Source organism: Arthrobacter sp. Leaf337 (assembly GCF_001423745.1).
Taxonomy (GTDB): domain Bacteria; phylum Actinomycetota; class Actinomycetes; order Actinomycetales; family Micrococcaceae; genus Arthrobacter.
In genome coordinates this window covers 34200-57764 of record NZ_LMPC01000031.1, presented here as the reverse complement: position 1 = coordinate 57764, position 23565 = coordinate 34200, and the positions used below count along the sequence as shown (strand labels likewise).

At 65.4% G+C, this 23565-nt stretch carries 26 protein-coding genes; 14 read left to right on the top strand and 12 right to left on the bottom strand.

All coding sequences use genetic code 11. From position 1 onward, the window contains the following. Positions 1–69: 69 nt before the first annotated feature. A complete protein-coding gene (locus ASF98_RS22835) occupies positions 70–474 on the top strand; it encodes a hypothetical protein (RefSeq protein ID WP_326951076.1) in 405 nt (134 codons plus the stop codon). Between the two features lie 4 nt (positions 475–478). Here the strand turns inward: ASF98_RS22835 and ASF98_RS22830 are convergent, their stop codons facing one another. Further along, a complete protein-coding gene (locus ASF98_RS22830) occupies positions 479–1222 on the bottom strand; it encodes a GAF and ANTAR domain-containing protein (protein WP_055807333.1) in 744 nt (247 codons plus the stop codon). A gap of 387 nt (positions 1223–1609) precedes the next feature. On the opposite strand from ASF98_RS22830, the gene ASF98_RS22825 reads away from it, so the two are divergent. Continuing rightward, the gene (locus ASF98_RS22825) at positions 1610–2935 is read left to right on the top strand and encodes a phosphoribosyltransferase (RefSeq protein WP_055807330.1); all 1326 of its coding nucleotides are present in this window, start codon (positions 1610–1612) and stop codon (positions 2933–2935) included. On the opposite strand, the gene ASF98_RS22820 is transcribed toward ASF98_RS22825, so the two are convergent. Continuing rightward, complete coding sequence (locus ASF98_RS22820) at positions 2905–3966, bottom strand: glycosyltransferase family 4 protein (protein ID WP_055807327.1); 1062 nt, start codon at positions 3964–3966, stop codon at positions 2905–2907. The genes ASF98_RS22825 and ASF98_RS22820 overlap by 31 nt on opposite strands. A 358-nt stretch (positions 3967–4324) precedes the next feature. Between ASF98_RS22820 and ASF98_RS22815 the strand changes: the two genes are divergently transcribed. Continuing rightward, on the top strand, positions 4325–5995 hold the full coding sequence (locus ASF98_RS22815) for a GAF domain-containing sensor histidine kinase (protein WP_055807678.1): 1671 nt from the start codon (positions 4325–4327) through the stop codon (positions 5993–5995). A 29-nt stretch (positions 5996–6024) separates the two neighbouring features. Here the strand turns inward: ASF98_RS22815 and ASF98_RS22810 are convergent, their stop codons facing one another. From ASF98_RS22810 to ASF98_RS22800, 3 genes are all read right to left on the bottom strand, one after another. Continuing rightward, positions 6025–6663 (bottom strand): response regulator transcription factor, encoded by a 639-nt coding sequence (locus ASF98_RS22810; RefSeq protein ID WP_055807325.1) that lies wholly within the window; start codon positions 6661–6663, stop codon positions 6025–6027. Beyond that, positions 6644–7357 (bottom strand): hypothetical protein, encoded by a 714-nt coding sequence (locus ASF98_RS22805; RefSeq protein WP_055807323.1) that lies wholly within the window; start codon positions 7355–7357, stop codon positions 6644–6646. The genes ASF98_RS22810 and ASF98_RS22805 overlap by 20 nt, the downstream gene beginning before the upstream one ends. Positions 7358–7488: 131 nt before the next feature. Beyond that, a complete protein-coding gene (locus tag ASF98_RS22800) occupies positions 7489–7968 on the bottom strand; it encodes a universal stress protein (protein WP_055807320.1) in 480 nt (159 codons plus the stop codon). 135 nt (positions 7969–8103) lie between these two features. On the opposite strand from ASF98_RS22800, the gene ASF98_RS22795 reads away from it, so the two are divergent. From ASF98_RS22795 to ASF98_RS22775, 5 genes are all read left to right on the top strand, one after another. Next, positions 8104–8421: a DUF3040 domain-containing protein gene (locus tag ASF98_RS22795; protein WP_055807317.1), complete on the top strand. Its 318-nt coding sequence runs from the start codon at positions 8104–8106 to the stop codon at positions 8419–8421. Between the two features lie 13 nt (positions 8422–8434). Next, positions 8435–8812, top strand: a complete 378-nt coding sequence (locus ASF98_RS22790; RefSeq protein ID WP_156372512.1) for a hypothetical protein — start codon at positions 8435–8437, stop codon at positions 8810–8812. A 152-nt stretch (positions 8813–8964) separates the two neighbouring features. Then, a complete protein-coding gene (locus ASF98_RS22785; RefSeq protein WP_055807311.1) occupies positions 8965–9837 on the top strand; it encodes an NAD-dependent epimerase/dehydratase family protein in 873 nt (290 codons plus the stop codon). A gap of 8 nt (positions 9838–9845) precedes the next feature. Then, on the top strand, positions 9846–10877 hold the full coding sequence (locus ASF98_RS22780) for an aldo/keto reductase (RefSeq protein ID WP_055807308.1): 1032 nt from the start codon (positions 9846–9848) through the stop codon (positions 10875–10877). Positions 10878–10960: 83 nt separating this feature from the next. Further along, positions 10961–11785 (top strand): NYN domain-containing protein, encoded by an 825-nt coding sequence (locus tag ASF98_RS22775; RefSeq protein WP_055807304.1) that lies wholly within the window; start codon positions 10961–10963, stop codon positions 11783–11785. A gap of 9 nt (positions 11786–11794) precedes the next feature. On the opposite strand, the gene ASF98_RS22770 is transcribed toward ASF98_RS22775, so the two are convergent. The 5 genes from ASF98_RS22770 to ASF98_RS22750 all read right to left on the bottom strand — a co-directional run bounded on the left by ASF98_RS22770 (position 11795) and on the right by ASF98_RS22750 (position 17711). After that, complete coding sequence (locus ASF98_RS22770; protein ID WP_055807302.1) at positions 11795–12010, bottom strand: hypothetical protein; 216 nt, start codon at positions 12008–12010, stop codon at positions 11795–11797. A 189-nt stretch (positions 12011–12199) separates the two neighbouring features. Next, positions 12200–13516: a multiple monosaccharide ABC transporter permease gene (gene mmsB / locus ASF98_RS22765; RefSeq protein ID WP_055807299.1), complete on the bottom strand. Its 1317-nt coding sequence runs from the start codon at positions 13514–13516 to the stop codon at positions 12200–12202. A gap of 5 nt (positions 13517–13521) precedes the next feature. Next, positions 13522–15051, bottom strand: a complete 1530-nt coding sequence (mmsA, locus tag ASF98_RS22760; protein WP_055807297.1) for a multiple monosaccharide ABC transporter ATP-binding protein — start codon at positions 15049–15051, stop codon at positions 13522–13524. A gap of 107 nt (positions 15052–15158) precedes the next feature. After that, the gene (gene chvE / locus ASF98_RS22755) at positions 15159–16283 is read right to left on the bottom strand and encodes a multiple monosaccharide ABC transporter substrate-binding protein (RefSeq protein ID WP_200939444.1); all 1125 of its coding nucleotides are present in this window, start codon (positions 16281–16283) and stop codon (positions 15159–15161) included. A 315-nt stretch (positions 16284–16598) separates the two neighbouring features. Continuing rightward, a complete protein-coding gene (locus ASF98_RS22750; RefSeq protein ID WP_055807291.1) occupies positions 16599–17711 on the bottom strand; it encodes a DNA alkylation repair protein in 1113 nt (370 codons plus the stop codon). Positions 17712–17857: 146 nt separating this feature from the next. Between ASF98_RS22750 and ASF98_RS22745 the strand changes: the two genes are divergently transcribed. Then, positions 17858–18640, top strand: a complete 783-nt coding sequence (locus ASF98_RS22745; protein ID WP_055807288.1) for a phosphatase PAP2 family protein — start codon at positions 17858–17860, stop codon at positions 18638–18640. Positions 18641–18646: 6 nt separating this feature from the next. Continuing rightward, positions 18647–18952, top strand: a complete 306-nt coding sequence (locus ASF98_RS22740) for an MmcQ/YjbR family DNA-binding protein (RefSeq protein WP_055807285.1) — start codon at positions 18647–18649, stop codon at positions 18950–18952. 43 nt (positions 18953–18995) lie between these two features. Here ASF98_RS22740 and ASF98_RS22735 read toward each other — a convergent pair whose 3' ends face one another. Then, entirely contained in the window at positions 18996–19292 is a 297-nt protein-coding gene (locus ASF98_RS22735) for a MerR family transcriptional regulator (RefSeq protein ID WP_055807284.1), read from the bottom strand. A gap of 141 nt (positions 19293–19433) precedes the next feature. Between ASF98_RS22735 and ASF98_RS22730 the strand changes: the two genes are divergently transcribed. The 4 genes from ASF98_RS22730 (at position 19434) to ASF98_RS22715 (ending at position 22390) form a co-directional block, all read left to right on the top strand. Beyond that, positions 19434–19859 (top strand): Hsp20/alpha crystallin family protein, encoded by a 426-nt coding sequence (locus ASF98_RS22730; RefSeq protein WP_055807675.1) that lies wholly within the window; start codon positions 19434–19436, stop codon positions 19857–19859. 184 nt (positions 19860–20043) lie between these two features. Further along, positions 20044–20442, top strand: a complete 399-nt coding sequence (locus ASF98_RS22725; protein ID WP_055807281.1) for a J domain-containing protein — start codon at positions 20044–20046, stop codon at positions 20440–20442. Between the two features lie 18 nt (positions 20443–20460). Next, positions 20461–20850, top strand: coding sequence for a hypothetical protein (locus ASF98_RS22720; RefSeq protein WP_055807278.1), 390 nt, complete (start codon positions 20461–20463; stop codon positions 20848–20850). A 40-nt stretch (positions 20851–20890) separates the two neighbouring features. Continuing rightward, positions 20891–22390 (top strand): GH1 family beta-glucosidase, encoded by a 1500-nt coding sequence (locus ASF98_RS22715; protein WP_055807276.1) that lies wholly within the window; start codon positions 20891–20893, stop codon positions 22388–22390. Between the two features lie 45 nt (positions 22391–22435). On the opposite strand, the gene ASF98_RS22710 is transcribed toward ASF98_RS22715, so the two are convergent. Continuing rightward, positions 22436–23494: an App1 family protein gene (locus tag ASF98_RS22710; protein ID WP_055807273.1), complete on the bottom strand. Its 1059-nt coding sequence runs from the start codon at positions 23492–23494 to the stop codon at positions 22436–22438. Positions 23495–23565 lie beyond the last annotated feature (71 nt).

The following is a 23565-nucleotide window of genomic DNA, read 5'->3' as shown; positions in this document are numbered from 1 at the left end:
GGCCGGGCTCGTGGCCCGCCTGGAGCGGACGGCGGATGTGGCCCGAGAATGCGCGGGAAAGGTACCATCATGACCATGCCCGGAGTTCTCGACATTGCAGGTCCCATCCTGGAAGTGCTGACGTGGATTTGCCTGCCCGCCGGCCTCATCCTTCTGGTGGCCGTGGGGACGATGAGGCGTTTCGATGATCACTGGATCGAGTCGGAGGGCGTGGTTTATTCCGACGAGAGCGGCGTGGGTTTCCGCTGGTACGACCACCATTACCAGGTCCATAACGCGCCCATGTCCCCGCACGACATCAGGCATATGGCCCCGGGGGACGCCGTCACCATCCACTATGCCGTGAAGACGCCCACCCGCTGGCGGACCACTGCGCCGGAGGTCCGCGGCGAGGCTGCAGGGGTCCTGGGCTGGATCCTCAGCGGCATCGGGGCAGCAGCCCTGGTCATCGGATTCCTGCTGCCGATGTTCTGAACCGCTACAGCTCGAAGTGCGTCCTGGCCGGACCCTGGCCCAGGGAATCGACAATGGCAGCAGCCACGCCGTGCAGTTTGACGTTGCGCGCACTTGAGGCCGCCTTCAGGAGCTCGAACGCCTCCTCCTGGCTGCACCGGTTCTGGGCCATGATGATCCCGATGGCGACGTCGATCGCGGTGCGGGACTCCAGGGTTGCCTTGAGATTGGCCGCCGTTTCGCTGAAGTGGGCGAACCGCACCGCCAGCCGGAGGGCCATGGACGTCTGGCTGACAAAGTCCTCGGCGAGTTCCAGGACCTTGCCCTCGAACCGGCCGGGCCGGTGGGAATAGAGGTTCAGCGCCGCGCGGGTGTCGCCGTCGAGCTGGAACGGCACGGCAAGGATGGACCGGACGCCGTGCCCCAGGACCGTGTTGGAGTACTTGGGCCAGCGTTCATGGGCCCGGAGGTCCTTGATGTGCACGGTCACCTGGTCGCGGGAAGCGGTCATGCACGGGCCGTCGCCAAAGTCGTACTGGATTTCGTCCATCGCCTGGGCTTCCGGGCTGCTGCTGGCCACCGTTGCTGCCTTACGGTGCCGGAGCAGGGTAATCCCGCAGAGGACGGCATCCCCGGGCTCGGAAAGGCTGCGCGCGGAAACCCGTGCGAGTTCGTGAAGGAATTGCTCCACATCCGAGCTGTTCAACACCATTTCGTGCAGATGCTGGCTGATGGACGTTGCGGTGTTTGCGGTCGACTCGCTGGCCACGATGTTCTTGCTGCCGTTTCATTCAGGTCAAAACGACCCGGCAGCGCGGCCGCCCGCCGCGTCGGTGGCAACGCGGACGGCAGGCAGAGGGGACCGGATCGTAGAACTATCCAACGGCTCTCTGCTAAACCGTACCGGGAAATTATATACATCTGTTGCCGGGCTCCGGACGCGTGTGACAACGCGGCCGTGGCTGCCTTGGGCGGGTTGGCCGAAGGCCGCCAACGCCCCTGGAATCCGGGCCGAAAGTCCCTCCCAGCCAGCCGCCGCCTGCCGGATAGTTGGAGAAGAGCGGCCGCCGAAGTCCCTCCCCGCATGCTGAAGTGCATACCCCTGGGTTGCCCGGACCCGCACGGCGGCCATGAGCCACGAGGCGAACGGCTGGCCATGAGCATTTTCGAGGACAGGGTTGAAGCGGGACGGCGGCTGGGGCAGCGCCTCGAATACCTTCGCGGCCAGGACATCGTGATCCTTGGGCTGCCCCGGGGCGGTGTTCCGGTGGCGTTCGAGGTGGCCGCGGCGCTGGACGCGCCGTTGGACGTGATTGTGGTGCGGAAGCTGGGCGTCCCGTTCCAGCCCGAGCTGGCCATGGGAGCCATCGGCGAAGGCGGTGCGCGGGTGCTGGACAAGCACATCATCTCCCATGTGCGCGTGACGGAATCCGAGCTTGCTGCCGTCGAAGAACGGGAGCGCGCCCTGCTCGAGTCGCGGGTGGCCCGGTTCAGGAAAGGACGGACCCGCACCGAGCTTGCGGGCCGCACCGCCGTGATTGTCGACGACGGAATCGCCACCGGATCCACGGCCCGGGTTGCCTGCCGCATCGCCCGCCAGCTCGGCGCGGCAAAGGTGATCCTGGCGGTGCCGGTGGCGCCGGCGGACACCCTCGCGGACCTCACTGAACCGGACGAAATCGTCTGCCTGGCCACGCCCCGCCAGTTCACCGCCGTCGGGTACCACTACCGTGACTTTTCGCCCACGGGCGACGACGAAGTTGTGCTGTTGCTCGATGCGGCAGCGAAGCGGCTGCACAGCGCCCAGACCGTTGCCAACGGGACGGCCGTGGATGAGGACGTCCAGATCGAAGCGGGAGAGGCACAGCTCCAGGGGCACATGTTCCTGCCGGCGGCGGGGGCCGCCGTCGTGGTGTTCGCGCACGGAAGCGGCAGCAGCAGGCACAGCCCCCGTAACCGTTTTGTGGCGTCCTTCCTCCAGCGGGCGGGCCTGGGAACCCTGCTCCTGGACCTGCTCACTCCGGCCGAGGAACTCAACCGCGCCAATGTGTTCGACATCGCGCTGCTTGCCGGCCGGCTCACTGCGGCGACGGCGTGGCTCGGCGAGCGGCCGGACACCGCCCGGAGCCGCATCGGGTACTTCGGTGCCAGCACGGGAGCCGGTGCCGCTTTGTGGGCTGCGGCGGAACCCGGCGCCCGGATTGATGCCGTGGTGTCCCGGGGCGGCCGTCCGGACCTTGCCGGCCAGCGGTTGTCCGCCGTCCGCGCCCCCACCCTCCTGATCGTGGGCGGGGCCGACCGCGAGGTGCTGGAACTCAACCGCTGGGCCCAGGCGCTGCTGCGCTGTCCCAGCCAGCTGTCCGTTGTCCCGGGGGCAACGCACCTCTTCGAGGAACCCGGAACATTATCTGAAGCGGCGGCGCTGGCCAGGGACTGGTTCCTCCACCACCTTCAGCCGGGCGGGGAAGAGGCCGGGGACTGATTCAGGCGCCGGCCCCGCAGTATCTCCTCATACAAGGAGACGTGATCGGCCACCATCCGCCCCACGCTGAAGCGCAGCTCAGCGGCCCGGCGACAGGCAGTCCGGTCCAGTCCGGGGGCCAGGGCCAGGGCATCGGCCAGTTGATCGATGCCGGTCCGGAGGTAGCCGGTGACGCCGTCGTCCACGATTTCCGGTGCCGCCCCCGAACCGGTGCCCACCACGGGGGTGCCGGTTGCCAGCGCTTCGATCATCACCAGCCCGAAGGGCTCCGGCCACTGGATCGGGTTGAGGAACGCCACGGCGCCGCCCATCAGCTGGTACTTTTCCGCCGCAGTGATTTCTCCGAGGAATTCCACTTCCGGCCCCAGGAGCGGGGCCACCTGGCTGTCGAAGAAGTCCTGTTCCTCCCGGCCCTGGATGCGGGCGGACATCAGCAGCCTGACGCCTGCCTGCCGCGCGATCAGGATGGCCTCCCGCGGGCCCTTGTCCGGGCTCATCCGCCCGAGGAATGCCGCGTAGCCGCCGCTGCCGTCTCCCACCGGCACGGCGTCAACGTCGATACCGTGGTGGATCACCCGGGCGATCGGCACACCGGCGGCGTCAGCCGCCTGTCGATGCGAGATGGCCACCATGGCCACATCGGGTCCCATCAGCCGGTAGAGGTCGCCCAGCTGCGAGCTGAACGGCCCGTGGTTGGTGGTGACCACGGGCAGCGAGGCCGGGCGGTAGCGGAAGAAGGGGCCGGCCACCGTGTGGTCATGGACAAGGTCCACGTCCGTCAGGGCGGCATAGGCCAGGGCCACATGGTAGAGCTCGGCACCTGCGGACCAGGTGGCGGCCGATCCGGCGCTGGGCGGAGGCATGTCCGGCACCAAGGGAACCGGGCAGGTGCTTCCGGCCGGGGCGGCCAGCAGCACGTCGTGACCGGCGGCAACGAGTCCGCGGGCCAGCCCGTCCACCACCACTTCAGTGCCGCCGTAGCGGGGCGGGGGCACGTGCAGCCAGGGCGGAGCGATCAATCCGATTCGCACGTTGGGTCATCTCCTCATATCCCGGGGACGCCGCGTTATTCCGCCAGTTCAGACTCCCAGCCGCGGCAAGGGTTTCCCAGTGCCTTTAGTCCCGTTACGCTGTCCCTTGAGCCACTGTGTCCGTCTTGGTACTGTGTTGATATCAGTCTGGGGTTGATGCATTAGGAACTCGGTGAAGCAGTCCGCCGTGCGTGTCTCGCTGCCTTGGGGAGTCGCATGAGCCCGGACCTTCCGGTAGTTACGAAGTATCTGTCACATCAGCCCGCTGGCGGTGGCCTGAGCGGCGGTCCCTTCTTGGATGCGCCTGCCTCCGCCGTAACCAACGGCGGCCGTCATAATCCCCATGTTCGGTGGCCCCATGTGGCGTGAACCCATCCGGAGGCGCACCGAGGACCTGTTGCGCGACTTCGTGGCCCGGGCAGATGAACTGGTGCGTGCCCAGGACCAGATGCAGGGCCTGCTGGGCGCCGTGGTTTCACTCACCGAAGACCTTAGCCTCGAAGCTGTCCTGGACCGGGTGGTGCAGTCCGCCTGCGAGCTGGTGGGCGCGCGCTACGGCGCGCTGGGCGTGATCGACGGCGACCACGAGCTGGGGCACTTCATCACGGTGGGAATCGACGACGACGGCGTGCGGCTGATCGGCGATCCCCCCTCGGGCCGCGGAGTCCTGGGGCACCTGATCCGCCAACCCGAGGTACTCCGGCTGGACGATCTCGGCGCACATGAAATGGCCAGCGGCTTCCCGCCCAACCACCCCGACATGAAGACTTTCCTTGGGGTGCCGGTCAGGGTCCGTGGTTCTGTCTTCGGAAACCTCTACCTTACAGAGAAGCTCGACGGCGGGCCGTTCACTGCAGAGGACCAGGAGCTCGCTTCGGCTTTGGCGGCCGCCGCCGGCGTTGCCATAGAGAACGCCCGGCTGTACGAGGACACCCGCCGGCGCCAACGTTGGCTGGAAGCCGGGCTGGAGGTCAGCGACCAGCTGAGTTCGGCGCTGTTCCCCGGCGAAACCGACAACCTGGACCTCGTCGCCGAGCGGGCACTGACGGTCTCGGATTCGATCCTGGCCGTGATTGCCTACCCGGATGCCGACGGAACGCAGCGGTGCCGGACGATGGTGGGTGTCCAGTCCTTTCCTGCCGGCCAGGAGTTGCCGGCGTCCAAGGTCATCGCTGACGTCCTTGAAACAGGGCTGTCCGCTCTCGTGAGGGACCCCAACGAGGTTTTCGGGCCCGGAACGGACGAGAAACTCGGCTCGCTGCTGGTGGCTGCCCTGGGGCGCAAGAGCAGCGAACGCGGCCTGTTGATCCTGGCACGTCCTGCAGGAGGCCCGCTGTACCTCCAGTCCGACCTGCAGTCCTCCGCCGTTTTTGGTTCGCGGGTGGGGTTGGCACTGGGGCTGGTCCGGGCGCGGCAGAGGCGGGAAGAACAGCTGTTGTCCACGGACCGCGACAGGATCGCGCGGGACCTGCACGATCTGGTTATACAGCGGCTCTTCGGGGCGGGGTTGAGCATGCAGAGCCTGCGCCGGTACATCCCCGACCCCGTGGCCCAGGAACGCATCTCGGCTGTGACAGCCGAACTTGACACCACCATCCATGAACTCAGGGACACCATCTACTCGATGCGGACGGGCCACGGGCAGAAGGAACCACTCACCGGCCTCATCATGCGGACCATCCACGAAGGGATCCGCAACTCGGAATTTTCCCCCAAGGTCCAGCTGACGGGTCCTGTGGACGAAGCGGTTCCCGACGCCGTCGTGGAGCAGCTGCTGCCGGTGCTGTCCGAGGGGCTGAGCAACGCGGTGCGGCACTCAGGTGCCGACGAAATCGACATTTCCTTTTCGGCCCAGCCGGACTGTGTGGAACTCAGGATTACGGACAACGGCTGCGGTTTCGAGAACCCCGAGCGCGTCAGCGGCATCGCCAACATGAAGCACCGGGCCATGGCGCTGGGCGGCGAGTGCTCCATCGAGAGCAGCCCCGGCCACGGCACCCGGCTGACCTGGACCGCCCCTTCAGTGTGACCCGGAAGCCGTGACCCCGGCAGTCGGCGTTAGCCGTGCAACTCGAAGCCCAGTTTCGTAAGGATTCCCGCCACTTGGAGTGTCACCGTGGCCCGGGCAAAGCGCGTTTCCTCGCTGATCTCGCGGTTGGTCATGCCCTGGCCCATGAGAGTGAGGACCCTGAGTTCCTGTGAGCTCAGCCGGCTGTGACGGCGGCTCACCTGCGTTTTGTACAGGCCTTCCATGACTTTGCGCTCGACGCCGGGCTCCAGCAGCGATTCGCCCGTGGCCACCCGGCGGATTCCGTCAAGTAGTGCGGTCCCGGGCAACTGCCGGAGCACATAGCCGGCCGCCCCGGCCAGTACCGCGCTGCTGAGGGCGTGGTCGTCGTCGTAACTGCTCAGCAGCAGGCACCGGAGTCCCGGGTTGTCGGAGAGGATTTCCCGGCAGACTTCGATGCCGGTGCCGTCCGGGAGATGGGCTCCGATCACCACCAGGTCGGGGCTCAGCGCCGGGATGCTGCGGCTTGCCTCGGAGGCCGAGCCGCTCTCGCCAACCACCTCGAAGTGCGCCTCTTCGAGCAGTTCGCGGAGTCCCACCCGGACCAGGGCGTGGCTATCCAGGATGTATACGCGCGTCCCCCCAACAACGTCCTTCCCGATTGCTGGGTCAGTGGCCACCGTGAGCATCACCCAGTCCTTGCTTCATCGGATCGGCGACAGCCCCGCCCGTATGCCCGCTGCCGCTTCGGCGGTTGTGGAATGCGTAGTACAGCAGATAGGCGCCGGCCAGCAGCGGCACCACTGCAGTCAGGTACTCCACGGTGCGGAACGTGACGGTGGCTTGAATGGCAAAGGCCAGCCCCAGGGTGGCCAGCACGGCGGCCGGAATCAGGGGCCATTTCATCCGCTCCGGGGTGAACGACACCGTGGCGAAGGTTGCGGCGAGCCCCAGGAACAGCACGGCGGCCACCGGCGTTCCGTCCAGCCCCTGCGGCAATGCCACGATCAAGGCGAGCGTGAGCATGACACCGCACGGAATCAGCGCCCACCAGTTGGCCCGCTCCCGGAAGTACACTGCCGCGAAGCCGGCGGAGAGGAAGAGGAAGAACATCGAGCCCGGCCAGTCGCTGGCAGAGCCGGGCCACAGCTGCGTGGTGGTGACCACCGCGGCCAGCCCCAGGAGGGCAAACCCCGGGATGGCCGCCCACCAGTTCGCGCGGCTCCTGAGAAACACCGCCAGGAAGGCGGCGCCGGATGTGGCGAAGATCAATGGCCACACCAGCAGTGCGGTGTCAAGGACACGCAGGGCGTCCAGCAGTAACAGGACGCCGGAAAGCAGGAGGACTGCGCCTGCGATGATGCTCGCAGTTGCTGCTTTCATGACGACGCTCCCGGGACTTGGCACGCGGTGATTGCCGCGCTCATGCATTCAGGTTAGGGCTTAAACGAGAACCGGGAGCAGGGCACAAAGTCACTGAACGCCCTGGGGTTCTGCAGGAGAGACGCCCGGCTTCACCCGGCCGTTGGACCCGGTTCCGGTTCAGCCACTTTGGAGTCCTGGCCCACCACCAGGACGGGGCAATGCGCATGTGCGGCACAAGCTCCGCTCACGGATCCCATGACCTGCGAGAGGAAACCGCCTTCCCCGCGCCGGCCCACCACCAGCAATTGGGCATCGCGGCTTTCATCCACCAGGGTCTTTGCCGGCGGCCCGAACTTCACCGTGCGGGACAGCCGTGCCGGAGGAGATGCCCCGAAGGCCCTCTCGATGGCCTGGTCCACCAGGCGCTTCGCTGTTTCCTCGAGTTCCTCCATGCTGGGCACGCGCCCGGCAGGCATGTGGGAGGCGAGGTAGAAATCGGAGGTTCCGAGGCACGTGATGACCTCCAGCGGGGCGTTGAAGCTGCCGGCCATCCGTCCGGCGAGCTGCAGCGCAGCCGTGGAGAATTCAGAGCCGTCCACGCCCACCACAATGCGTTCTTCAGTGTTCATGGGCTCCAGCGTGCGCCTACCCGGGACGCCTTGCCTAGGGTCCAAAGACACCGCGATCCGTCCGTGACTTTTGGCTCTATTGACTTAAGCGCCGCATGGACGATCCTTAATATCAATCCGGTTCGGAGGTCAACGATGCCGCTTTCTGAACATGAAAGGGACGTCCTCAGGCAGATGGAGCAGTCGCTTCACGAGGATGATCCGCAATTCGCCGCGCGCATGGAGGGCCAGTCGTGGTCATTGATGCGGCGCGTTGTCCTCGGTGCCCTGTGCGTGGTCTGCGGATTCCTTGCGGTGATCGCGGGCGCCGTCGTACAGCTTATGTACTTGGGCGTCGCCGGGTTTGCCGTGATGGTTGCCGGCGGCTACTACGCTTCCCTGGGCTTCAGTCCGAGCCGGCTTCCGTTCGGGCGCCCGAGCATGGGCCTGCCGGGCCAGTCACAGCACATCTGACGAGCCTGCGCCGATGACTTCACGCAGCCGGGTGCCCGCGGCCGCCCCGGATTCCGGACGCTCCGTCCCCGGCCGCCGGCTTCTGCGCTGGGCCTGGATCGCCGTTGCGGCCATTCCCGTCGCGTTCATGGCCGGCATGGTCATCGGCGAAGGGCTGCTCGCACTGCAGGGGTACGACAGCGGGGACCCGCTACCTCCGGGCGTCATCGTGAGCGCGGCGGGGCCCGCCCTGCTGCTGATCCTGGCACCGGAGCTGGCTGCGGCGGTGCTTGGATTCAGGGCGCGTGGCCGAGGCGAGGCGTCGGGCATCATTCCGGCAGTCATCGGCATCGTGGCGGCCGCCTTCACCATCATCACCAACACCCTTCCCCTGTTGCTCCGGCTTGGCTGAAGTCCGCCGGCGGCCGGGGGCGTTCTTTCCTAGGACTCAGAGGGCCAGCCAAATGGGCTGCATCCGTGCAGCCGCGCCTCTAGGGTGGAATGACGACGGCGGCAGGCAGTTGCGGACGACCGGCCGCCGACAACTACCCAGAGGAGTTCCTGATGAGAGTTGCTGTTACTGGCGGAAGCGGAAAGCTGGGCAGGAGCGTGGTGCGCCGGCTTTCCGAGGACGGCCATGACGTCCTGAACCTGGACCGCACAGGTACCAGGGGCCGCGGCTTCACCGAGGTGGACCTGCGCAACTACGGGCAGGTCCTGGACGTGATCCTTGGCCTCGACGACCGTCACGGGGGATTCGACGCGATCGTGCACCTGGCGGCCATTCCGGCTCCGGGCCATGCGCCGGACGCGGCCACCTTCGAGAACAACATGCTCGCCACCTACAACGTCTTCCAGGCTGCGCGCCGGGCCGGAGTCAAAAAGCTGGTCTACGCCTCCAGCGAGACGGTGCTGGGACTTCCGTTCGACGTCGATCCTCCCTACATCCCCGTGGACGAGGAATACCCGGCCCGGCCGGAAAGCACGTACTCCCTGGTCAAGCACCTGGAGGAACAGCTGGCCATCCAGCTCACACGCTGGGATCCGGAATTGAGCATCACTGGCCTGCGCTTTTCCAACGTGATGGACCCGGAGGACTACGAGGATTTTCCCTCCTTCGACTCCGACGCCACGCTGCGCAAATGGAACCTGTGGGGCTACATCGACGGCCGGGACGGCGCGCAGGCGGTGGCCCGCGCACTTGAGAACGCCCGGCCCGGGTTCGAGGCGTTCATCATTGCCAACGAAGACACGGTCATGAGCCGGTCCAGTGCCAGCCTCGCAGCCGAAGTCTTCCCGGGCGTCAAGGTGGTCAAGGAACTCGGCGAACACGAAACGATGTTGTCCATCGACAAAGCCAAGCGCCTCCTGGGATTCGCTCCGGAGCACACCTGGCGCACGTACCACTCGAACCGCACCACGCCCACCGAGGACTGAGGAGAACTATGCAAAACCGCACACTAGGTAACAGCGGCGCCGTCGTATCCAACTACGCGCTGGGAACCATGACCTTCGGCGCCGAAGCCACCGAGGAAACGTCCTTCGCCATCCTCGACGACTACTTCGCCGCAGGCGGCAACTTCATCGATACCGCTGACGTCTACAGCCAAGGGGTTTCCGAGCAGATCATCGGGCGCTGGCTGGCTGCCCGCCCCGAGGTCAGGGACCGTGCCGTCCTCGCCACCAAGGGCCGCTTTCCCATGGGCCAGGCACCGAACGACCTCGGAACGTCCCGACGCCACCTCACCCGGGCCCTGGACGACTCGCTGCGCCGCCTCGGCGTCGAACAGATCGACCTGTACCAGATGCACGCCTGGGATCCCATCACGCCGCTGGAGGAGACGCTGCGCTTCCTGCATGACTCCGTCAGCAGCGGAAAGATTGCCTACTACGGCTTCTCCAACTTCCTGGGCTGGCAGCTGACCAAGGCGGTGCACCTCGCCAAGGCCCACGGCTGGAGCGCGCCGGTGACGCTGCAGCCGCAGTACAGCCTGCTGGTCCGGGAGATTGAGTCGGAGATTGTTCCGGCGTCGCTGGACGCGGGGATCGGCCTGCTCCCGTGGTCCCCGCTGGGCGGCGGCTGGCTCTCCGGGAAGTACAAGCGCGACGAGGCACCGGAGGGGGCCACCCGGCTGGGCGAGAATCCCAAGCGCGGCATGGAGGCCTGGCAGGCCCGCAACGACGATCCGCGGACGTGGGAGGTCATCGGAACCGTTGAGAAGATCGCCGCGGACCACGGAGTGAGTGCCTCGCAGGTAGCGCTGGCGTGGCTGGCGGACCGCCCTGCAGTGACGTCGGTGATCCTGGGGGCCCGCACCACGGAGCAGCTGGCGGACAACCTCGCCGCTGCGGACCTTGAACTGACTGAGGAGGAAACCCGGCGGCTCACGGAGGCCAGCCAGCCCCGGGTTGGCGTGTACCCGTACGGTCCCATGGCCCAGGAGCAGCGCAGCCGGAAGATCGAAGGGGGCCGCTAGCCAGCGACGGCGGGGCCCCGCCGCTTCGGGGCCCCGCCGGGGGATAGGATCTGTTTACTATTCGCTGGGGGAGGACGGTTAACGTGGCAGGATCGCGGCAGCGGAACGTGGCTATTTTCCTGGACATGGAAAATCTCTTCGGCGGGTACGGGAACGATGTCACCTCCGTGCCGCTGGCGAGGGTGGTGCGTGACATTGAAAAGGTGGTTGGGGACACGGGCCTTGGCGGGCAAACGGCGCTCGCGCGTGCATATGCCAACTGGGGCAGGCCGGACATGGCCGGGTACCGGAGCCAGCTGCTGGCCCACAACATCAAGCCGGTCCAGATTTTCTCGTTTGACCAGAGCAGCAAGAACGCCGCGGACATTGAGCTGGTGGTTGACGCACTTGAAGTGGCCGCGGACATGCCGTGGATTGAGCTTTTTGTGATCGTCAGCGGCGACGGTGACTTCGTCCCGCTCCTGCGGCGTCTGCATGCGCTCGGAAAACGTTCACTGGTTGCCACGACGTCCCAGCCGAAGGCCGGCGTCGTGAACAAGGTCCTGCAGTCGGTGGCCGACCATTTCCATGTCATCGACATCCCGGCGCCCGCTGCCGTGGTGGCCGCGCCTGCCGTGAAGAAGCCCCCGGCGCCGGCCAGGCCGGCGAAAAAGAAAGCCGGAGCGCCGCACACCGAGCTTGAACTCTACAAAGCCAGTGTCCATGCGTTCCTCAAGGACGATCCCACCCTCTGGGTGAAAGGCTTGGTCAACGTGGGCCGCCTCGGCCAGCTCCTGAGGGGCCGCTGGCCCAACGTGACCTACAAGACCTTCGGCTACAAAACCCTGACGGCGTTTGCCGAGGAAGGCTGCGGACTCAAAGTGACCAACACGCCCGCCACCGGATCGGCGGCCGGCGCCAAAGCGTGACCGCGTCCCTCAGCTGACGGGAACAACCTGGTAGCCGTCGTCCTTGGACACCAATTGCCGGCCGTGGTTGCCGTCGAACCGCAGCCACATGACGGCAGAATCCTGGGTGGCGTCTTCCACCTCGCCAGTGCGCACCATCCGGCCGTCGAGCCGCAGTTCAACCCGGCTACCAATCAGCTGCTGCCAATCGTCGGCTGTCCCGGGCTCGGGGATGGAGGCGGTCATTCCAGGTCCTTCTCTGTGATCGCTAACAGTTATGGAATGCTATCCGCGCCGGAACTGTGAAGCAAATCACATTCCCGGTGTGGGCGGGTTCTGCGGGCCAAACGGGGCGGCCGGCCTTGGTGCCGGAAGAAGCACAAGCCAGGGCCGACGGCGCCAGTTGCCTGCCGCCGTCGGCCCCGGGGGACTCTGTCAGGAGTTCCGCACGGTGCTTTCCTGCCGGGAGCTGGCGGGCACTGCGACCGGGCGGTCCGCTGCGGTCTCCGCGCTTTCTGCAGCGGCCGGAGGCGTGGTCTTCAGCTTGAACCGCGTGCGGAGGGCGCTTCCTCCTCCGCGACCGCTCCGGTTCTTGTTGAAGATGTCGAAGCCGACGGCGAGGAGGAGGACCAGGCCCTTGATGAGCTGCTGGTAATCGGTGCCGAGGCCCAGGATGGACATGCCGTTGTTAAGCACGCCCATGATCAGCCCGCCGATCATGGCTCCGGCCACCGTGCCAATGCCGCCCTGCACCGCGGCGCCGCCGATGAAGGCCGCCGCGATGGAGTCAAGCTCGAAGCCGGTGCCGCCTGCGGGCTGGGCCGAGTTAAGGCGGGCCGTGAAGACGAGGCCCGCAAGGGCCGCCAGGACGCCCATGTTCACGAAGAGCCGGAAGGTAACGGCCTTGGTCTTGATGCCGGAGAGTTCCGCTGCATGGAGGTTCCCGCCGATGGCGTAGGTGTGCCGGCCGAAGATGCTGTTGTTCATCAGGGCGGAGTAGATGATCACCAGGGCCGCGAGCACGATGAGGACGATCGGGGTTCCGCGGTAGCTCGCCAGCAGGAAGGTGATGATCAGCATCAGCAGGGCGATGAACGCAGTCTTTACGGCGAACCAGGCCATTGGTTCGTTCTCCAGGTTGAACTTCCGGCGGACGCGACGCTCCTTGATGGCCTGGAAGAGGATGGCCGCGGTGCCTCCGACGCCGAGGATGACGGTGAGCCATTCGAGTACGGACGTGCCCCCGCTGATGTCCGGGAGGAAGCCGCCGCCGAGTGCGCGGAGTTCGTCCGGAAACGGGGTGATCTGCTGGTTCTTCAGGGTGATCAGCGTCAGGCCGCGGAAGATCAGCATGCCGGCCAGAGTGACGATGAAGGCCGGAATGCCGACGTAAGCGATCCAGTATCCCTGCCAGGCACCGACAAGTGCGCCGACCAGCAGGCAGGCGGGGATGGCGATCCACCATGCCCAGCCCCAGTGGACGATCATCACGCCCGATACGGCACCGATGAAGCCCGCAATGGAGCCGACGGACAGGTCGATGTGGCCGGCGATGATGACCATCACCATACCGATGGCGAGGATCAGGATGTAGCTGTTCTGGACCACGAGGTTGGTGACGTTCTGGGGCTGCAGCAGGATGCCGTCGGTGAGGACCTGGAAGAGCAGGACAATCAGGATCAGGGCGACGAAGATGCCGACCTGGCGGAGGCGGCTTGCGAGGAAGCCGAGGGATTCTCGGAGGGCGGACATGGTCGCTATTCCTTCTCTTTGGTCATAAGGTGCATGAGGGTCTCCTGTGAAGCGTCGGCGATGGGCACTTCGCCGGTGATGTGGCCTGCTGACAGCGTGTAGATCCTGTCGCAGATGCCCAGCAGTTCGGGGAGTTCGGAGGAGATCACGATGACCGCCTTACCCTCTGCCGCGAGCTTGGTGATGATCGTGTAGATCTCGAATTTGGCCCCGACGTCGATGCCGCGGGTGGGTTCGTCCAGGATCAGCACGTCGGGGTCGGAGAACATCCACTTACTCAGCACGACCTTCTGCTGGTTGCCGCCGGACAGCTTGCCGGTGATGGCAGCCACTGACGGTGCCTTGATGTTCATGCTTTGCCGGTAGCTGTTGGCGACGATGGTTTCCTGGTTCTTGTCCACCCAGCCGCCCTTGGCCAGTTTCCGCAGGGCCGCCATCGAGATGTTCCGTTTGATGTCTTCAATGAGGTTCAGGCCGTAGTGCTTGCGATCCTCGGTGGCGTAGGCGATGCCGTGCTTAATGGCATCCGACACTGTGGAAGTGTTGATCTCCCGGCCGTGCTTGTAGACCTTCCCGGACACGGCGGTGCCGTACGTCCGGCCGAAGACGCTCATGGCCAGTTCCGTCCTGCCGGCGCCCATGAGGCCGGCCAGTCCCACCACCTCGCCCTTTCGGACGTTGAGGCTCGCGTTGGTGACGACCATCCGGGTGTGGTCCTGCGGGTGCCGCACCGACCAGTCCTCGATCCGGAGGACTTCCTCGCCGATTTTCGGGTCGCGGTCCGGATAGAGGCTGTCCAGGTCCCGGCCCACCATGCCGCGGATAATCCGCTCCTGGGTAATTTGGCCCTCATCCAGCCGCAGGGTTTCGATGGTCTTGCCGTCGCGGATGATGGTGACCGCGTCCGCTACCTTGCGGATCTCATTGAGTTTGTGGCTGATGATGATGCTGGTGACGCCCTGGCCCTTCAGGTGCAGGATGAGGTCCAGGAGGTGGCCGGAGTCCTCGTCGTTCAGCGCGGCCGTTGGCTCGTCCAGGATGAGGAGTTTGACCTCTTTGGAGAGTGCCTTGGCGATTTCGACGAGTTGCTGCTTCCCGACGCTGATGTGCTGGACGGGCGTGACGGGGTTTTCGCTGAGTCCCACCCTGGCCAGCAGCTTGGCGGCCTCCAGGTTTGTCTTGCGCCAGTCCACCCACCCGTTCTTCGTCAGCTCATTGCCGAGGAAGATGTTTTCAGCAATCGAAAGATAGGGGCTTAGCGCCAGCTCCTGGTGGATGATGACGATGCCGCGCTTCTCGCTGTCGCTGATGCTGTTGAACGTGCACGGTTCGTTTTCGAAGAGGATGTCTCCGTCGAAGGAGCTGTGCGGGTAGACCCCCGAGAGCACCTTCATGAGCGTGGATTTTCCCGCGCCGTTTTCACCGCAGATGGCGTGCACCTCGCCACGCTTCACATCCAGCGTGACGTTCTGAAGGGCCTTGACGCCCGGGAAGGTCTTGGTGATTCCTCGCATTTGAAGAATGGGTGTGTTCATCGTCAATTCCCACTGACTGGTCGGTTCTGGGCCGTCCTGCGGCTGCAGGGGCCTGCCGGAAGGGTTGTGGCCGGGCCGGCGACGGCCCGGCCACAACCCCGCCACGGCTACTTGACGTCGGCGTCGGTGTAGTAGCCCGAGTCGATGAGTTCCTTCTTGTAGTTGTCCTTGGTGATGATCACGGACTCCAGCAGGTAGGACGGGACAACCTTGACCTTGTTGTTGTAGGTCTTCGTGTCGTTGACCTCCGGCTCCTTGCCCTTCAGCACGGCGTCGACCATCTTGACGGCCTGGGCGCCCAGCTGGCGGGTGTCCTTGAAGATGGTGGAGTACTGCTCGCCGGCGACGATGGACTTCACTGAGCCCTTCTCGGCGTCCTGGCCGGTGACGACGGGCAGGCTTCCCTTGGAGTAGCCGCCGGTGCTGGTCAGCGCGGAGATGATGCCGATGGACAGTCCGTCATACGGGGACAGTACGCCGTCCAGTTTGGTGCCGGAGCTGTAGGCGGCAGTGAGGATGTCCTCCATGCGCTTCTGGGCAACGGGTGCCTGCCAGCGGAGGATGGCTGCCTGTTCGAACTTGGTCTGACCACTCGGAACCTTCAGCGTGCCGGCATCCATGAAGGGCTTGAGGGTGTCCATGGCGCCGGTCCAGAAGAAGTTGGCGTTGTTGTCATCCGGGCTGCCCGCGAACAGCTCGATGTTGAAGGGCCCCTTGCCCTCCACCTTCTTGCCGCTGGCGTCGAGGAGGCCCAGGCCGGTGAGCAGCGAGGTGGCCTGCTGGACGCCCACCGTGTAGTTGTCGAACGTGGTGTAGAAATCCACATTGGGCGTCCCGTTGATGAGGCGGTCGTAGGCGATGACCTTGACGTTCTGCTCCTTCGCCTTGGCCAGGACGTCAGTGAGCGTGGTGCCGTCGATTGCGGCAATGATGAGGGATTTGGCGCCCTTGGTCAGCATGTTTTCGATCTGTGACACCTGTGTGGGGATGTCGTCATTGGCGAACTGCAGGTCCGTCTTGTAACCCAGGTCCTTCAAGGACTTCTCGACATTCCCGCCATCGGCGATCCAGCGCTCCGAGGTCTGCGTGGGCATTGAGATGCCCACGAGCGCCCCCGAATTATCCGCGCTGGCGGCCGGGGTGGCGGCGCCGCCCCGGCTGCCGCAGCCTGTGGCCCCCACCGTCACTGCGAGGACGACGGCGAACGCGCCCAGGAGTTTCTTGATTCTCACTATGTTCTCCTTCCGCGGACGGCTCGGTCCGCGAACTGGTGCTAAACCGGAAAGCATCTGCGCTTCACGGCTGTGGGGCCGGCCGGGAGGATCCGGTCGACTGATGAGGCGGACCGGAGCCCGCTCATCGGAAGTTGATCTCGCCGGAAAGAGCGCAGGGCTCCGGTGCCAGCAGGATGATGTTCGAAATCATAGACTGAGTTGTTAGCGCTAACAACTCGTTGAGCTTAGCTCTCAGTTGCCTGTGAGTCAAATCACATTTATCACGTCTGGCGCATTCCCGCGGTTGAGTTCCTGCTACTGTCCCGCTGTCGGTCAGACTTCGACGAGGAACTGCGTTTGGGCGTACCGGATGCCGTTGATCTGGAGCTCCAGGGCGTGGCTGCCAGGGTGGTGCACGCGGGTGGTCATCTGGCGGAAGGCGTGCCGCTTGGACATGGTCCGGGTTTCGCCGGGGTTCAGGGTCAGGGCCGTCAGTTTGAAGACCTTTTCTGCCTGGGAGCCGTTCGCCTTCATATAGTGCACGATGTAGTCCACCGCGAGCTTGGCCGGGGCAGCCCCCGTGTTGGAGATCTCGAATTCGAAGGCGAGGTCCGCCGGCAGCGCCACGGTATCCCGGTCCAGCCTGGGCGGGGACACTGAGAGCGACGCCGGAGCGAACCCCTGGAGGGCCAGGGCGCCAGGGTGGGCCTTCTTGATCAGGGTGCGCAGTCCGTGGCGGACCACCCACGGCGTATTGGCATCCGGTGCTGCTGTCCACGCCGCAGCCACAGCCACGACTGCCTCAGGAGAGTGGCGTGCCAGGTCATTGAGGTGGTTTGCCACCGAACGGCGAACGTATTCGTGCGGATCCCGGTAGAGGGCGTCGAGGATGGGGATCGTGGCCTCAGGGCGCTGGATCAGGCCCGGAACCCGGACTGCCCAGGGGAGGTACGGGCGGGTCCCTTCGCTGGCGAGGCGGCGCACATGCGCGTCGGGGTGGGCGGTCCAGGTCATCACGACGGCGAGTGCACGGTCCAGGTCGGCGGCCAGCAGCCGCCGGATGGCGAATTCCCCGGTCAGCCGCGGAGTCAGCTCGGCGAGAAGCTGGAGGCAGTCTTCAAAATCGGCGGATCCGGTCGAATCGAGGGCGAGTGCCACTGCTGTTTCCGTGACCGGCCATATGGTCCAGCCGGTGAAGTCGGGGTCGGTGAGGGAGCGGCGGAAGATGTGCGCCGCCGTCGAATAGTCCCCGGGATTTCCGGCAGCGGCCAGATCCGCGAGCAGTCCCCGGCTCACGTGGTCGGTCCGTTCGCGCAGGCCAAGGTCCGCCAGCGAGGCACCGGCAGCTTCGGCATGGGACCAGGGCACGGCGGGGGCGGCATGCGCTAGCACGCGCACCAGCCTGCCGACCGCGGTCTGGTCAATAAGTTCGTTCATGGCACCCATGCAGTCAGGCTACCGGTGCGGCCGTCGAGACGGGTGCGCCGAGGATGCGGGCGGAACCGGATTCCCGGTACCGCGAGCCAAAATCGCGGAACCGGGATAATGTCAGCGGACACAAATCTATAAGACTGCATAGGTGGAAGCGGCACATGGCTGAAGATCGATCCCGGAAATCGCCTCACTGGTGGCGGGTCTTCCATGACAAATTCGTCGTCGAAGAACGGTATATGAGCGCTGCATCCCGGAAGAACCTCTACCGCATCGCCGTGATCCTGATGATCCTGGGCACCGGACTCTTCCTGTGGACCTTGACGGACGTCCTGGGACGGGACGGGCTGACCGGACTGGATGAACCCGCGCGGTCCTGGCTTGTCACCCAGCGCTCGGAGCCGATCACGGCCCTGATGATCTTCCTCGCGATTGTCTTCGGGCCTGTTGCCCTGCCGATCATCGTGCTGGTTGTCACCGTGGTGTGGGGCATCGCCGCCAAGCACGCCTGGCGGCCACTGCTTCTGGCAGGCGCCATGCTCACCGGCGTTGCGCTCGCACAAATCATCGGCCGGTCGGTCGGCCGCCAGCGTCCGCCCCTGGACCTCATGCTCTTCGGCCCCGACGTCACGTTCTCCTTCCCCTCGGGGCATGTGCTCGGTGCCTGCGATTTCCTGCTGGTCACCACGTTCCTGATCTTCTCGCGCCGCCAAAGCACGTGGCCGGCAGTAGCCGGCTTCGCCGCGGCCCTCTTCGGGATTTTCCTTGCCTCAATCAGCCGGCTCTACCTCGGCTACCACTGGGTCAGCGATGCACTCGCCTCCCTGTTCATCTCCTTCGTGGTCCTGGGCGCCGTCATTGCCTTGGACACCTGGCGAACGGCCCGTATCCCGGGAGAACATATCACCGGTGAACTGTCCAAGGCCGATACGGTCGAAAGCTAGCCGCGGGTGGCAGACGAAGAGGACGTCCGCCGCATCTGCCTGTCACTGCCGGGCGTCACGGAACGGCCCAGTTGGAACCAGCCCGCGTGGTTCGCGCGGACCCTGATGGCCAGGATCTGGGAGGACGGCGTCCTCACCGTCAAGACCCGTGAACGGGAAGCGCTCGCCGGAACAAGCCCGGAAACGTACTTCTGGACTCCGCACCATGAGCGGTCACCGCAGCTGGTCCTGGTCCGGCTGTCCCTGATCGACGGGCAGGAACTGGCGGAGCTCCTCGAGGAGTCCTATCTGATTGCCGGTGGCCGGCCCTGATCCTCTCTGCCCTTCGGGTCAGCCCCGGGGCCGGCACTATTGGTCAGTCGCGCAAGCGTGCGCGGGCCCTTTTCAGTTCAACCCTGAGCCTGGCGTTGTCCGCCTCGAGTTGCAGCACCTTGGCCACGCCGGCCAGGTTGAGCCCCTCATCCAGCAGTTCGCCGATGCGTTTGAGTACGGCGAGGTCGGCATCGCTGTACTGCCGCGTCCCGCCGGAGGTGCGGTCCGGGGTGAGCAAGCCTTTCCGCTCGTAAAGCCTGATGTTCTGCTGGCCGGTTCCCACCAGGTGGGCCACCACGGAGATCGCGTACAGGCCTGTCTCCGCACTGCGCTCTGCCATGATCCTCCCAAAGATTTTCGTGCCAAATGCCCTTGCCACAGTTTCTCACCGGTGCTATAAAAAATCTATACCAGCCACGATAGATATTGGCGGGTACCGAGAAAGAACTGGGACAACCACAAGCTGAAGGAGTGGGAAATGATGTTGATGCGTACGGACCCGTTCCGTGAACTGGACAGGCTCACCCAGCAGGTGTTTGGAACCGCGGCGCGGCCCGCGGCCATGCCGATGGATGCCTGGCAGGAGGACGGGGAGTTCGTCGTCGCGTTCGATCTGCCAGGAGTCGACGTCGACTCTGTGGACCTGAATGTTGAGCGGAACGTACTGACTGTTCGGGCTGAACGGCGCGATCAAACCCAGCCCAACGTGGAATTGGTCGTTTCGGAGCGACCCCGCGGCGTCTTCAGCCGCCAGCTGATCCTCGGTGACACCCTGGACACGGAGAACGTCAAGGCCAGCTACGACGCCGGTGTGCTGACCCTCCGCATCCCTGTTGCCGAGCAGGCGAAGCCGCGCAAGATCGCGATCGAAACCAAGCACGACACGATGCACGAGATCAGCACCTAGTCGTCAATGAAGCGCCCCGGGGCGGCAGCCGGTCGGTACCGGCAGCCGCCCCGGCACGCAGCCGCAGCCGCAGCCGCAGCCGCCGCCCCGGCACGCAGCCGCAGCCGCAGCCGCAGCCGCCGCCCCGGCACGCAGCCGCAGCCGCAACCGCCGCCCCGCGACGAGCAGGCAGTGTGAAAACGCGATGACCAACCAGTTGCCTGACTACTACGGCGTACTGAACGTGGCCAGGACGGCCACGCGTCAGGAGATTTCGCGTGCGTATCGGGCCCTGATGCGGCTCCATCATCCCGACCTCCAGGACCGGTCCGGCAACCCGGATTGGTCCAGTGAAGGTGCCAGCGCCCCGGACGGCCTAGCCAACAGCGGGCTGCTGGGCATCATGGAAGCCTTCGCGGTGCTCAGTGATGCGAAAACGCGTGCTGAATATGACCGCGCACTGTCCGTTCCGCACATCAACCGCGATTTCAACCGCGGCAGGCCTCGCGAGGTGCCGGTCCGCCGGGTACACACTCCGCAGCCCCCGCTGCTGCGGGTCACACCAGTGCTTTGGGAGCGCGGCCCCTGGCCGGGCACCGGATAAGTAGAAGAGGAGCAGTCCATGAGCGCCTGGCGCCGTTTTGATTCCCATCTGATTCCGGCGTTCCACGAACGCTTCGAGCAAAGGTGGGGCGTGGGCACAGCCCCGTTCCTGGACCCCGAGGCCCACGAGGAGCCGCTCCCACGGGCCCAGTGGATCCATCCTGAGACGGGTGCGGCACTGGCCGTGGTCCCCATCTGGACCCCGGATGACAGCCAGCACCGGTCCTTTGGGGTCTTTTATCTTCCACCGGGCGGTGACATCTGGGTGCTTCGACCAGGTTTCACGGGCTACCTTGAACCCGCTGCGGACGACTCGGAACACCTGATCACGCTCCGCAACGATGCCTTCAAGAAAGCTTTGGCACACGCCAAGGAATTCCTCTTCGGCTCCGACGCCGAGGTGCACTAAAATCAGTCCACCACCGGCAACTACATAAGGGATCAAGCAGATGAAATTTTCCGCCAAAGATGTGGCTGCCACGATCCCGCCGTCCTTCACACTGGGCGTCGCAACGGCCGCCTTCCAGATCGAGGGTGCCTTGGACGAGGACGGCCGCGGACCATCCGGGTGGGATGTGTTTGCCCGGAAACCCGGGGCGATCGTGGACGACCACAGCCCGGTCACGGCCTGTGACCACTACCACCGGATGCCCGAAGACGTCGCGCTGATGAAGGACCTGGGGATCGACTCCTACCGGTTCTCGCTTTCATGGTCCCGTATCCAGCCCGGCGGCAGCGGTCCGGTCAACCCGAAGGGCCTGGATTTCTACGACCGCCTGCTGGACCAATTGCTGGCCAGCGGCATCTCACCCATGGTCACCCTGTACCACTGGGACACGCCGCTGCCGCTCGACGAAGCCGGTGGCTGGCTGAACCGGGATACGGCATACCGGCTCGGCGAGTTTGCTTCCATCGCCGCAGCAGCATTCGGCGACCGCGTCGCCCGGTGGGTCACTGTCAATGAGCCTGCCACCGTGACGACCAACGGCTACGCGCTGGGCCTGCACGCTCCCGGCGAATCGCAGTTGCTCAAAGCGCTGCCCACTGTGCACCACCAGCTCCTCGGCCATGGCTTGGCCATGCAGGCACTGCGTGCGGCCAATGTCCCCGGTGAAATCGGCATCACCAACGTCTACTCGCCCATGGTTCCGGCCTCGATCAACCCGCTGGACAAGCTGAGCACTGCGCTCATGGACGTCTTCCAAAACAGGCTGTTCGCGGATCCTGTGCTCCTCGGAAAATACCCGGACGTCATCCGGGCCGCCACGTTCTTCAGCTCGTTCAGCCCCTCCGACGAGGACATGGACCTTATCTCGCAGCCGCTGGACTTTTACGGGCTCAACTACTACATGCCAACGCGCGTTGCGGCCGGCCCCGGCGACGGCGCAGTTCCTCCCGGTATGGCGGAGGCCATGGGGGATGACCTCAGCGGCAGCGCTCCCGGCGCGCCCTTCCACATCACCGAGTTTCCCGACGCCGAGACCACGGCATACGGGTGGCCCATCAGGCCCGACTACATGCCAGTGGCGCTTACCGAAATGGCCGAACGCTATCCCGACCTGCCGCCGGTCTTCATCACGGAAGGCGGAGCGAGCTTTGAGGACCTGGTGGTGCGGGACAAGGCCGGGGACCGGATCATCATTCCGGACGAGCGCCGCCTGCGCTATCTCGCCGAGCACATTTCCAGCGCGGTGGAGGCCACAAGCCCCGGAGGCCCTGCGGAATCCATTGATTTGCGCGGCTATTACGTCTGGTCCCTGCTCGACAACTTCGAGTGGTCCGCGGGCTATAAGCAGCCGTTCGGCCTTCTGCATGTCGACTTCGAGACGCTGAACAGGACGCCCAAAGCCTCCTACTACTGGCTCCAGGAGCTGCAGGAAGCCCGCAAGGACGGAGCAGCCAAGGCAGCCAATTCGAGTGCGGCCGGTGAGCCGGAGCCGGTGGCATGACGCCTCTCGCGCGGCCGGCCGCGAGTGAGGCCGCGCGTTCGCCAGCTAGACGATCTTGAGGTCGGCGAGGCCCTTGGTGATGCCTGCGCCGTCGGGGGAGTAGATCCACGGGACCTTTGAGCCCGTGTGGTCCCCGTTCTCCGAGTGACCGCCGGCCAGGACGGACTCGCCCACCGAGAGCTGGCGGATGGCGATGGCGGCCACACGCTCGCCGTGATCCCGGGCAAACCTGGAGTAGATCTGCTCGTCGTGCTGGCCGTTGTCGCCAATCAGTAGCCAGCGCATATCGGGGAATTCCTTGGCGAGCCGATCCAGGTTGCCGTTCTTGTGCTCCTGGCCGCTGCGGAACCAGCGGTCCTGGGTCAGCCCCCAGTCCGTCAGCAGGAGGGGACCGGCAGGATACATGTTGCGGGTCAGGAACCGTGCCAGCGTGGGTGCGGCATTCCACGGTCCGGTGGATAGGTAGATCACCGGCGCATCGGGGTGCTCCACCACCAGGCGGTCCATCAGCACCGGCATTCCGGGCGTGGCCATGCGTGCCCGCTCACTGAGCACGAAGGTGTTCCACAGGGCAAGGAACGGCCTGGGCAGCGCCGTGACCATCACGGTGTCGTCGATGTCTGACACGATGCCGAACTTGGTGTCAGGACCTATCACGATGATGTTGGCCTGCACTGCTTCGGTTCCGACGGCCCGCAGGGTCGCTGTGTGCCAGCCGGGGGAGAGTGCTACGTCCACCACGGTGTCCACGAGGCCGCCGCGGTCCGCCTTGACGCGGGTGGTCACACCCTCGATTTCGATGTCCACTTCGGTGAACTGCAGCGGGACGCTGGTAAACGCCCGCCAGCCGCGGATGTTCTGGTTGCCGTTCTTCGCGGCGTGTTCGGCGCGGCTTCCCGGCTTGGGCTTCGTGGTCAGCACCACCCTGCCGAGGACACGCACCCACGACGTGGAGCCATACCCCTGGTAGGCGAGGGTCTGGGGAACGAAATTCCAGCGCCGGGCAAGCCTAATTCGGACGCTGTTGACTGTGTCCGAGACCCTGTGTGCCGCCCGGAGCGCGTGGGTTCCGGGCAACGATGATTCCTGCGGCGCCAATTCCATGCTTCCACTCTGCCACAACGGCGCCCGTCGGCACCGGCGTGCTGGTACTAAGGCGCCGCACCGTAACAAGC

Coding starts and splice junctions, on each gene's coding strand:
- ASF98_RS22720 (WP_055807278.1), top strand. CDS start 20,461: ATGAGCGCCTGGCGCCGTTTTGATTCCCATCTGATTCCGGCGTTCCAC.
- ASF98_RS22810 (WP_055807325.1), bottom strand. CDS start 6,663: ATGCTCACGGTGGCCACTGACCCAGCAATCGGGAAGGACGTTGTTGGG.
- ASF98_RS22745 (WP_055807288.1), top strand. CDS start 17,858: ATGGCTGAAGATCGATCCCGGAAATCGCCTCACTGGTGGCGGGTCTTC.
- mmsB (WP_055807299.1), bottom strand. CDS start 13,516: ATGTCCGCCCTCCGAGAATCCCTCGGCTTCCTCGCAAGCCGCCTCCGC.
- ASF98_RS22715 (WP_055807276.1), top strand. CDS start 20,891: ATGAAATTTTCCGCCAAAGATGTGGCTGCCACGATCCCGCCGTCCTTC.
- ASF98_RS22735 (WP_055807284.1), bottom strand. CDS start 19,292: ATGGCAGAGCGCAGTGCGGAGACAGGCCTGTACGCGATCTCCGTGGTG.
- ASF98_RS22835 (WP_326951076.1), top strand. CDS start 70: ATGACCATGCCCGGAGTTCTCGACATTGCAGGTCCCATCCTGGAAGTG.
- ASF98_RS22730 (WP_055807675.1), top strand. CDS start 19,434: ATGTTGATGCGTACGGACCCGTTCCGTGAACTGGACAGGCTCACCCAG.
- ASF98_RS22710 (WP_055807273.1), bottom strand. CDS start 23,494: ATGGAATTGGCGCCGCAGGAATCATCGTTGCCCGGAACCCACGCGCTC.
- mmsA (WP_055807297.1), bottom strand. CDS start 15,051: ATGAACACACCCATTCTTCAAATGCGAGGAATCACCAAGACCTTCCCG.
- ASF98_RS22805 (WP_055807323.1), bottom strand. CDS start 7,357: ATGAAAGCAGCAACTGCGAGCATCATCGCAGGCGCAGTCCTCCTGCTT.
- ASF98_RS22800 (WP_055807320.1), bottom strand. CDS start 7,968: ATGAACACTGAAGAACGCATTGTGGTGGGCGTGGACGGCTCTGAATTC.
- ASF98_RS22825 (WP_055807330.1), top strand. CDS start 1,610: ATGAGCATTTTCGAGGACAGGGTTGAAGCGGGACGGCGGCTGGGGCAG.
- ASF98_RS22780 (WP_055807308.1), top strand. CDS start 9,846: ATGCAAAACCGCACACTAGGTAACAGCGGCGCCGTCGTATCCAACTAC.
- ASF98_RS22815 (WP_055807678.1), top strand. CDS start 4,325: ATGTGGCGTGAACCCATCCGGAGGCGCACCGAGGACCTGTTGCGCGAC.
- ASF98_RS22795 (WP_055807317.1), top strand. CDS start 8,104: ATGCCGCTTTCTGAACATGAAAGGGACGTCCTCAGGCAGATGGAGCAG.
- ASF98_RS22725 (WP_055807281.1), top strand. CDS start 20,044: ATGACCAACCAGTTGCCTGACTACTACGGCGTACTGAACGTGGCCAGG.
- ASF98_RS22790 (WP_156372512.1), top strand. CDS start 8,435: ATGACTTCACGCAGCCGGGTGCCCGCGGCCGCCCCGGATTCCGGACGC.
- ASF98_RS22750 (WP_055807291.1), bottom strand. CDS start 17,711: ATGGGTGCCATGAACGAACTTATTGACCAGACCGCGGTCGGCAGGCTG.
- ASF98_RS22770 (WP_055807302.1), bottom strand. CDS start 12,010: ATGACCGCCTCCATCCCCGAGCCCGGGACAGCCGACGATTGGCAGCAG.
- ASF98_RS22785 (WP_055807311.1), top strand. CDS start 8,965: ATGAGAGTTGCTGTTACTGGCGGAAGCGGAAAGCTGGGCAGGAGCGTG.